At 40.6% G+C, this 9,922-nt stretch carries 11 protein-coding genes and 1 tRNA gene; 5 read left to right on the top strand and 7 right to left on the bottom strand.

From position 1 onward, the window contains the following. Positions 1-72 precede the first annotated feature (72 nt). The 3 genes from BMW53_RS18390 to BMW53_RS18400 all read right to left on the bottom strand — a co-directional run bounded on the left by BMW53_RS18390 (position 73) and on the right by BMW53_RS18400 (position 2,653). On the bottom strand, positions 73-789 hold the full coding sequence (locus BMW53_RS18390; RefSeq protein ID WP_038556809.1) for a DUF6261 family protein: 717 nt from the start codon (positions 787-789) through the stop codon (positions 73-75). 418 nt (positions 790-1,207) lie between these two features. Further along, complete coding sequence (locus BMW53_RS18395; protein WP_038556805.1) at positions 1,208-1,618, bottom strand: hypothetical protein; 411 nt, start codon at positions 1,616-1,618, stop codon at positions 1,208-1,210. A 102-nt stretch (positions 1,619-1,720) separates the two neighbouring features. After that, complete coding sequence (locus BMW53_RS18400; protein ID WP_038556801.1) at positions 1,721-2,653, bottom strand: hypothetical protein; 933 nt, start codon at positions 2,651-2,653, stop codon at positions 1,721-1,723. A 420-nt stretch (positions 2,654-3,073) separates the two neighbouring features. Here BMW53_RS18400 and BMW53_RS18405 point away from each other — a divergent pair, with 420 nt between their 5' ends. The 3 genes from BMW53_RS18405 to BMW53_RS18415 all read left to right on the top strand — a co-directional run bounded on the left by BMW53_RS18405 (position 3,074) and on the right by BMW53_RS18415 (position 4,841). Next, positions 3,074-3,724, top strand: a complete 651-nt coding sequence (locus BMW53_RS18405; protein WP_051567666.1) for a histidine kinase — start codon at positions 3,074-3,076, stop codon at positions 3,722-3,724. Positions 3,725-3,828: 104 nt separating this feature from the next. After that, positions 3,829-4,092, top strand: a complete 264-nt coding sequence (locus tag BMW53_RS18410) for a LytS family sensor histidine kinase (RefSeq protein WP_139178250.1) — start codon at positions 3,829-3,831, stop codon at positions 4,090-4,092. Then, positions 4,089-4,841, top strand: coding sequence for a LytR/AlgR family response regulator transcription factor (locus BMW53_RS18415; protein WP_038556796.1), 753 nt, complete (start codon positions 4,089-4,091; stop codon positions 4,839-4,841). Before BMW53_RS18410 ends, BMW53_RS18415 begins: the two co-directional genes overlap by 4 nt. A 323-nt stretch (positions 4,842-5,164) precedes the next feature. Here BMW53_RS18415 and BMW53_RS18420 read toward each other — a convergent pair whose 3' ends face one another. Then, on the bottom strand, positions 5,165-5,590 hold the full coding sequence (locus tag BMW53_RS18420; protein WP_038556792.1) for an OsmC family peroxiredoxin: 426 nt from the start codon (positions 5,588-5,590) through the stop codon (positions 5,165-5,167). Between the two features lie 26 nt (positions 5,591-5,616). Continuing rightward, entirely contained in the window at positions 5,617-6,141 is a 525-nt protein-coding gene (locus tag BMW53_RS18425) for a peroxiredoxin (RefSeq protein WP_038556788.1), read from the bottom strand. 298 nt (positions 6,142-6,439) lie between these two features. On the opposite strand from BMW53_RS18425, the gene BMW53_RS18430 reads away from it, so the two are divergent. Both BMW53_RS18430 and BMW53_RS18435 read left to right on the top strand, forming a co-directional pair. Next, positions 6,440-7,948, top strand: a complete 1,509-nt coding sequence (locus tag BMW53_RS18430) for a glycoside 3-dehydrogenase (RefSeq protein WP_038556785.1) — start codon at positions 6,440-6,442, stop codon at positions 7,946-7,948. A 301-nt stretch (positions 7,949-8,249) separates the two neighbouring features. After that, a tRNA-Ile gene (locus tag BMW53_RS18435) sits at positions 8,250-8,323 on the top strand. 222 nt (positions 8,324-8,545) lie between these two features. Here BMW53_RS18435 and BMW53_RS18440 read toward each other — a convergent pair. Then, positions 8,546-8,905, bottom strand: coding sequence for a hypothetical protein (locus BMW53_RS18440; protein ID WP_038556783.1), 360 nt, complete (start codon positions 8,903-8,905; stop codon positions 8,546-8,548). Between the two features lie 540 nt (positions 8,906-9,445). Next, positions 9,446-9,811, bottom strand: a complete 366-nt coding sequence (locus BMW53_RS18445; RefSeq protein ID WP_038556780.1) for a hypothetical protein — start codon at positions 9,809-9,811, stop codon at positions 9,446-9,448. Positions 9,812-9,922 lie beyond the last annotated feature (111 nt).

The following is a 9,922-nucleotide window of genomic DNA, read 5'->3' on the forward strand; positions in this document are numbered from 1 at the left end:
TAACGGCTAAAGCCAATCTGTTTACTACAGAACCAAACACCGGGCTAAAGCCACGGTGCAAAAACAATTACTCTATTCTTCCTCCTCAGCATTTCGTCCATCGCGTTGGCTAAGGCGGGTGTTGTATTTTTCAATACGTTTGTTGAGTTCTTTAACAAAAGCTTCGTAGGTTTCGGGCCCTTCAACAAAAATTAAACAATCAACCAGTTTGGCTACGTTACGATAGGCATCGTCGAGTTGTTTGCGCGCCTCTTTCATTTTTAATGGTGTTTTAGCCGTCTCGTCGGTATAGCGCTCGCCCACCAGGTCTTTCACCGCCTGGTTATTCGCTTTTAACTCGTTTACCCAGTCGGTAATTCCAACTGTAGCTGTATCGCTACTGTATTTTCCTTCCAGTTCGCCTGTTAAAACATCGGTAGCTGCTGTTTGCTGGTCGTAAGGTTTTGTAGTAATACCATCGAAACTATCGAAAACAATTTTCAGGCGGCGGGCAGCATCGCGCACATCGGATTTAAAATGGCGCAGTGCCGCGTCAACCATATCTTCCATACCCAGGATTGTGTTGTCGCGGGTGTGGTCGGCATCGGCAATTGGACCGGTAAAAATACTTTTCTGCACCACATCGAGGGCTTCGGCTTCGGCAGTCAGCGCCGATGAAAAATCAGGGTAATACCGTTCAATTTTTAAGGCTTCAACCGTAAAACGAACGATCAGATCGTTTACTTCGGCGTGAAGATTGAAATGTTCTTCGTTTCGAAAATCATGTAATCTTGCATTTAAAATTTCCATAATTATTTAGTTTAAGAGTGATTAATTGGTTTCCGCACTCGCGGAAACGTGGTTTTTAATTTATTTCTATCCTTCCGCGGCAACGGAAAGCTTGTTTTAATTTCATTTCAGAGTTTCCGGAGTTGCGGAAAGCTTGTTTTGAGTTCAGTTCTGACTTTCCGTTTGTGCGGAAAGGCTCTTTTTAATCTGGCGCTTATTTTCCGCAGGCGCGGATGGCTTGTTTGAAGTTGCGTTTGGGATTTCCGCAATCGCGGAAAGATGTTTTGGCATTCATTTTATTGGTATTTGATATTAAACAAATCAAAACTACAACATAATTAAATGCATGTCAACCGTAGAATTACCTGGTTTTAGGTGGGTAGTTTTACCTGTTTTTGGGAGGGTTGGCCACTGGTCATAAGTCACTAGTCACTAGTCACTAGTTCACTCTCAGAAAATCAAGTATTTCATTATTACGAGATAAACTGTCGACAAAAAAATTCCCGATTCTGATCATTTCATTTTGTTCATCATATTCGAAATAGTAGCTGATACCGTACGATGAACTTGACAATCCCCATATCAAAAGGATGCTATCTCTTTCTATCTCATAGAAATATGGGCCAGAATGAGGCTTGGGTAATAAGTATTCGCCCTGCATTTCCATTCCCCGATTTAGTATAAACAAGTCTGACTCGCTAAATTCCAGCGTATCGGTTTTATGTACCGTTTCTATCCATGTTCCCCTTAGGTGCTGCGGTGTTTCATTTTCATCTTTGTTACACCCTGCAGCAACGAATAACACCAGCAGAAAAAATAAAGAATTGTAATTTGTGGCTATTGTCTTCATTTGGTAGTGGTTTAATTATTTCTACTAACACTATTTACACACTAATAAAATCCCTCTCACTTTTGGGCTATTGATCTTAGAGCAGCTGCAGCCGAGGTCTTTTTACTCAATAGTAATATCCTTTTGTATTTTCAGGCTGCCCAACCAAATCAGGCCATTATCCTGATTAATTTCTGCTTTACTCACCTGAAAACTTAGCCCGGGAAACTCGAAAGTAGCTTTGTATTGCCCTGGTGGTACAGCTTCAAAATGGCTATAGGCAATTGTAATTTCTTTGCTCTCGTTTCCATTAATTACCGATAACCAATCCAAATCCCAGCTATTCCAGGGATCGGCCGAAACGACCTCAGTTTTAGAACCATACATCTCGTAAGCACTGAAATCCCTGATGAATAATCCATTTGTAAAATAGTGAAACAGGCCAATTCCGGTTTTTTCTGGATCGATATAGTAATAGTTGAAATCGTCGTTATTTTTTAGCAGCAGTTTAACTATTACGTTCGTTGACGATACATAATCAACCGATGTGATTTCACAACTCAACCCGGCATGAAACTGATTGTACTTCTTTAGCGCATCAACAATTCTTTCATCTTCGCGTGGGTCGGGCAAAAAATTACCCAGGCTATCGAGGTAGGGCATTAATCCAATAGGTACAATATTGTCGCTATAAAAAGATGGGTGTGTCCCAATTATCGGACCGTGAGGTGAGGACGACAAATAAAGGGGCCAGGTTTCCCCACTGTAAATTTCCTCTTCATTTGCAAGAACGGTGAATTCCCCAAGGTTTTCAAAAACCTCAACAAACGACATATTATCTTTTAAATAAATCAGATGAGCGGAATAATCGTAGTATTCAAAATCATTATGCGTTAAAACAACCTCGCCGTTTGAGGTCATACAAAATCCATCGGTAAGATTTTTTTTGATTTCAATTTCGTCTTCATTCAGATCATCTTCTTTGTGGCAACCTGCAGCAAAGAACAGCACCAGCAGAAAAAATAAGGAAATGTAATTTGCGGCTATTGTTTTCATTTGGCAGTGGTTTAATATACTTTTGATTTTTAGATGATTAAAAGTAGAAAAAGGTTGCGCTAATGGTGGGTTGTGAGCTTATGTTTAGCAACAGGTTAACTTACCACTGGTCATTAGTCATTAGGAGCCACAACCAGTGACCAGTGACCAGTGGCTAGTGACTTTCTCTTTCCCACTCGTACCCAAAATTTCCCCATTCAGCCATTCTTTTTTTCAGAAGAACAGTGTTTGCTTCATCTTTGAACCAACAAAAACAAAACCATGCAAACAATTTTTATTTTGATCTGATTATTGAGATTACAGGCGGCCGGTCGTAATGAATCGGCTGCCTTACAACGGGTTTTTCAGAAACAGTTTTTTACTATCTTCATAAACGAAAACCATGGCAAACTTTCAACTACATAAACAAGTAAAAAACAAGTGCTCAGGCACCTGGCCATTCTGGCAGGCGCTATAGCCATCAGCATCGCTTTTAGCCTGGTGCTTTTTCAACGCATCTTGCACCCCGGTATCTGGAACATGCTACTTTTAACCTTTATCCAGCTGGAACTGTTCATGTACCTGGGTAATCGTTTTTTTAAGTCGGTCGATCCTGATGCTCCCGGAGCCATAAGGAAAACCATCATCCGGCTGGTACTTTTTTACTTTACGGTACTGCTTATTGCTTCAGCATTGTTCCTTGCCCTTTTCGCCTGGCATTTCTGGCGGGGCGGAGCACCATTTTCGGAGTTTATCCCCAGCCTTATGCATGCAGAATTGCGGTCGTTTTTAACCGCTGCCGGAATTGGTTTTGCCCTTGGTGCCCTTTTCTTTTTCTACACGCAATGGGCCGACACCGTAAAACGGATGCAGAAACTAAAGGAAGAGAAGCTTATTTTTCAGTACGAGACACTGAAAACGCAGGTGAATCCGCATTTTCTGTTCAACAGTTTAAACACCTTGTCGTCGCTGGTAAGTTCTAATCCTGCGTTGTCGGATAAATTTATTCACAAGCTTTCAGCCGTTACCGCTACGTGTTGGAGAATCAAGAGAAAGACCTCGTTCCGCTGGCTGCCGAAATGGAATTTGTAAAAGACTTTTTTTACCTGTAAAAAATTCGCGACGGCGAGAAGATCGAACTCAAAATTGATTTCGAAGAAACAGGAAATGCGAGGATCATCCCCGTGTCGCTGCAAATGCTGGTCGAAAACGCCATAAAACACAATGTTGCCACACGCAAAGAGCCTTTACTGATCACCATTCATTTTGAAGGTATGGATAAACTGGTGGTGCGCAACGATCTTCGTCAACGCATGCAACTGGCCGCCTCATCGAAAATCGGGTTAAAAAACCTGAACGAACGTTGCAAGCTCATTCTGAACCGCGAAGTGGAAACACAGGAAACGGCTGATGAATTTATTGTGAAAGTGCCTTTAAAACTTAACGACTTAGGCAAATGAAGGTAGTAATTGTTGAAGACGAGCACCTTGCTGCCGAAAAACTGATGCAGCAGTTAAACACCATTGCTCCGGAAGCGGAAGTGCTTGCAGTGTTGGAATCGGTGGAAGAAGCGGTGAACTGGTTTGCTGAACATCCTGCTCCTGATTTGGTTTTTATGGACATTCAGCTCGACGAAGGCCTTTCGTTCGAAGTTTTTGATGAGCTGGAAATTAAAGCCCCGATCATTTTCACCACTGCTTTTGACGAGTACGCCATTCGCGCCTTTAAAGTAAACAGCATTGATTACCTGCTAAAACCCATCGAGCTGGAAGCTCTGCGTTCGGCTTTGGGAAAATATAAGGAGTTGTACAGCCAGCACCAGTTGCTGGAAGACAAAGTGGCAAAAGTACTCGAGCAGTTGTCGAGAACCTACAAGTCGCGGTTCTTTATTAAAATCGGCAACCGCTTTCAATCCATCCAGGTGAGTAAAATCTGTTGCTTTTTTGTGCAGGAACGCAGTACATTTATAAAAAGCCTGGAAGGCAAAACCTACGACCTCGACTTTTCGTTGGATCAGCTTCAAAAAATGGTCGATCCCGATCAGTTTTTCCGCATTAGCCGTAATTACCTGGTAAACATTAACTGCATTAACGAAATTGTGGGCTACTCCTCTACCCGGCTAAAACTAAAACTGGCCGCCGAGCTCGATGAAGCTATTATCGTTAGCCGCGATAAGGTTTCGGGTTTTAAAAAGTGGATGGATAAATAGGTTAAGAATTGGATGAAAGACGGAAGGCAGAAGCCTGAAGAAGAATTTCTATCTACCCCTCTCCCTGCCGGGAGCTCCCCTCAAAAGGGGAGCGAGCGCTGAAAACTCTTTCAGCTTAACATCATGGCTTCCTGCCCAGCCTTGCCGATGTTTCCCCTCGTGAGGGGAAATGGCGACAGCCAAAAAGGTAAAAGAGAACCATGTCATTCTCAATATATCCAAAATTTACAGGTAGTCTTTCGAAATTAAAGTGCTTAACAAACGAGAACAAAAAAAGGAGCCATCTCTGACTCCTTCCTATATGCAATTATAACTTTCTCTTCTTAAGCCAATTTTGCGTCTAATTCAATTTCGGCAGTGCCGCCGGCATACAAGCGCGAAATCGGGCATTTTGCTTTAGCTGCAGCTGCCAGTTCGTCAAATTTCTCTTGCGACAAACCTTCGCATTTTGTTACGTTGGTTAATTTAATGTTGGTAATGGCCGGTCCGCCATCCAACTGCCCCAATGTAACGGCTGCTTCTGTTTCAACGCTTTCAGGAGTTAATCCTTCGCCGCTGATTAATGCTGCCAAAAACATGGAGTAACAACCTGAGTGTGCTGCACCTACCAGTTCTTCGGGGTTGGTTCCTTTTCCTTCTTCAAAACGCGATGCAAAAGTGAACGGCCCGCTGTAACCGGTGATGTTCATATTTCCTTTTCCTTCTTTAAGCGTTCCGTTCCAAACTGAGTTTACTTTTCTTACTGACATAATTTCTGGATTTTAAGTTTTACTTTCTATAGTGTATTGTCTCCTGGCTGCCAGTTACATCCGGTTAAACCAGGATTCTGCGTAGCTTCCAAAGCTCTTAATACCTCAGCAACGTTACGGCCTGTAGCATCGTTATTACAGTTTACCCACTGGATTTTTCCTTCAGGATCGACAATAAATGTAGCTCGGTAAGCAACGCTTCCAGGTTGTAAGATACCCAATTTTTTGCACAATGACTTCGAAGTGTCCTCAATTAACGGGTAAGTAAGATTAGCCAAACGCGGATCGTTCGATTTCCATGCCAGGTGAACTTCGGCAGTATCGGTTGACACACCATATAATTCAGCATTTAACGCTTCAAATTTTGCGTGGTTGTTGTTAAACTCCACAATTTCGGTTGGGCACACAAAAGTAAAGTCTTTCGGGTAAAAGTAGATAACCATCCACTTGCCTGCCTTTTTATGATCTTCTGATGTTACTTCTCCGATCTGATTGTCGGCCAATACAGCTTGTTTTTTAAACTTTGGAAACTTATCTCCTACAGATTTCATGATTTTCGTTTTTTTAAAGATTACTGGCAAATGTAAATCGAAATACAGCGTGTGTCAAATTGATTTTTTTGAAGCGAAATAGACAAAAGCTATACAAAAAACAGTAAATCACTGATGTTGAAGATTCTTCATTACGCAAATTGAAAATACCACTTCGTTGCGAGGCGTTTTATTTACATTTTTCTGCTTGTTTCACAACATTCTTTATTGAAAAGCACTTAACTATCACTATATTTAACCGTTTTTTGAATAATTTTCATGAATATTTAATACCTATCCGATTAAAACTAATATTGTTATGGAGGAAAAATCAAAAATGACATCTGTATCAAGAAGAGCATTTCTTGGCACAACAGCAGCAGCCGCTGCAGGATTTACAATTGTTCCGCGCCACGCAGTAGCAGGCCTTGGTCATAAAGCACCAAGCGACAAGCTTAACATTGCCGGTGTTGGTGTTGGAGGTATGGGTTTTGCTAACTTAAAAAACCTGGAATCTGAAAACATCGTTGGTTTATGTGATGTTGACTGGAAGTACTCAGCTCCTGTATTTCAACGCTACTCGGGTGCCAAAAAGTACAAAGACTGGCGGAAAATGTATGACGAGCTGGGTGACAGCATTGATGGTGTAGTTGTTGCAACTGCCGACCACACACACGCCATTGTTGCAGCCCATGCCATTACCATGGGTAAGCACGTTTATGTGCAAAAGCCACTGACTCACTCCGTTTACGAATCTCGCTTACTTACAAAACTGGCCGATAAGTACAAAGTGGCCACATCGATGGGTAACCAGGGATCATCGGGCGAAGGTGTAAACCTTACCACCGAATGGTTGGCTAACGGCGAAATTGGTGAAGTAACAAAAGTGGAAGCATTTACCGACCGTCCTATCTGGCCTCAGGGTTTAAATACTCCGGAAAGAGGCGACTGGGTTCCGGAAACACTGGATTGGGATTTGTTTACCGGTCCTGCAAAAATGCGTCCGTTCAACCAGGTTTATCACCCTTGGAACTGGCGTGGCTGGTGGGATTATGGTACTGGTGCTCTTGGCGATATGGCTTGCCATATTCTTCACCCGGTATTTGTTGGGCTTGATTTAGGTTATCCTATTCATACTCAAGGAAACTCAACATTACTGTTACAAGACTGTGCTCCTACTGCCCAGTCGGTAAAACTGACTTACCCAGAGCGTAAGGCAAGTGCCGAGAAACCATGGAAAGGCTTGAAGAAAAACACGCTTCCTCAAGTTGATGTACATTGGTACGATGGTGGAATTAAGCCAATGCTTCCTGAAGGATGGCCAGATGGTAAAAATCCGAACGACCAGGGTGGTGGCGTAATTTTCCACGGAACAAAAGACAAACTTATTTGCGGATGTTACGGTGTAAACCCATGGTTATTGTCGGGTCGCACACCTGATTCTCCGAAATTCCGTCGCCGTGTAGAAACCAGCCACGAAATGGATTGGGTACGTGCATGTAAAGAAAGTGCTGAAAACCGTGTTCCTACTGCATCAGACTTTAAAGAAGCAGGACCATTTAACGAAATGGTTGTAATGGGTGTTCTTGGCGTTCGTTTACAGTCGCTGAACAAAGAACTGGATTGGGATGGCGAAAACATGGAATTCACCAACCTTACCGACAGTGAAGAAATCAGAACTGTTATTAAAGATGGTTTTGAAATTCACGATGGTCACCCAACGTTCAAGAAAACGTGGACCGATCCTGTTTCTGCAAAAGAATTTGCAGCTGAATTGATCAAGCATACTTACCGTAAGCCTTGGAGTTTACCTGATATGCCTGCCTAAATTCAGTTTTAGAAGATATGCGAAAGGTGTCTGCGAAAGCAGGCACCTTTTTGTTTAGCTAATTTTTAGGAAATGCTTGCGTATATTCGTGCAAATTCGTAAACTTGCACCCCGAAAATCGTATGTAATAGTACATTTTCGCTCCGGGCCTATAGCTCAGTCCCGATAAACCAGAAATTTTCAATTTCATCGTTTATCGAGGATGCCCGAAAAGCTAACAAAATAAGATTTTGAGCTTTTCGGTATTGGTTAGAGCACCAGCACGGAACACAATTTGAAATATTGAACACTAAGATATTTAGGGCCTATAGCTCAGTTGGTTAGAGCACCTGACTCATAATCAGGGGGTCCCTGGTTCAAGCCCAGGTGGGCCCACTTTTAGAACACCTAAAAATGAAAGAGTTACAGAATTAAGTTTCTGTGACTCTTTTTGTTTTTACGGATCTTGCACATTTCTTGCACAGTTTATAGGTAAAATCGATGAATTATTGTTTTGAGAATGGTGGTTATTTCTATTGATGGTTGGTCAGGCGATTCAAATTTCTTTTGGTTATACCGGTTAAGTTGAGTTTGTTGAAATTTAAAAATAAACTATTCTTAAAAAGGACATTCATCAATCTCTGGATCTTTAAGTGCATCATTTGTCTTTGACGCTAATTTATCAATCCACCTTCTTTCTTTGGAATTATGTCTAATACTATCATTTTCTTCATCTTCCCAGCATTCAATTACCAATCTTCCTTCTTTTATTTCTTTTAATAATACTTCCCTATGACGAGGTTTAAAATCAGATATGAAATCTAAAAAGCTATTAATAATCCCTTCTGGCAATTTGTGAATCAAGGTTTTTTCATCAATTTGAAATTTCTTCAACTCTTTTTCTTCAACAATACACTCTTTTAGTATTTCAATGCAATCTGAATTTTGTTCTTGATGAATAATGGAGATTTTTTTCATTATTGTGAGTTTAATATTTCACACATAAATATTTCTACTAAAATAATATATTTCTACTTATTGTTTGTCGGATTGAAAGAGCAAAATTCTTTTTGTGGATAAGATAGTGAAATTATAAATTTGATAGATTTATATTATCAAGATTCATTTATCGATTTTATAAAGTTTCAAGATTTATATTTAAACAAATCCAAATAACATGCAAAGAATATTTTCAATGGCAAATAACCTAACGATTCATAATCATGAGGTCGCGAGTCCAAGTCTCGCTCTCGCTACTATTAAGGATGAAACACTTACACTTTTTTAGTGTAGGTGTTTTTTTTATGTCTTGCCCGAATCTTGCGAGAATCAGACATCACCCGGAGTATTTAAAATGGTGACTTATAAAGATATTAGATTTATATTCTGTTTTGAATTTATCGGAGATGTCATTTGTTTGAGAAAGATGGAGTAAATCTGAGCTTAACATATTGGACTTTCTCATAGTCACAAATTATAAACTTCTTGAGCACTTCAGGAATCTCAAAATGAGTTCGGTTATTTTGGATTAATTTTGTTTTCAATCGCCTCAAGCTCTTTTTGAACTCCAACGTGCAGTCCATTTAGGTATGCACCATTGGTTTCAACCGCTGACTCAACATCATCCAACGAACTAAATTTGGTTACTTTCTTACCTTCTGCATTAGACCCTCGAATATGATTACGAAGAAGCGTGTTTGCATTTGCTGCACTTTGTATATATTCTCTCCAACCCTTAACAGTTCCAAACAGTACCTTTAATGCTTCAACCTTTTTTTCCTCATTTTTTCTTTTCCTAAATTCGTTTATCGCAATAAATAATGATACTATTGTAGGAATTAACGAAACTCCAATCTGTATCCAGAATTTTTGAACTTCATTCATAATGTTAACTTTTTATTTGAATATCCGTATTTAGTCATAGTCCAGTAATTCCAGCAATAACCAGCCTGTCAAAGAGTTTTTCTCCAAAATACCTCCGGTTTAGCTTGTAGA

It is taken from the genome of Draconibacterium orientale (assembly GCF_900111425.1).
GTDB classification, from domain to species: domain Bacteria; phylum Bacteroidota; class Bacteroidia; order Bacteroidales; family Prolixibacteraceae; genus Draconibacterium; species Draconibacterium orientale.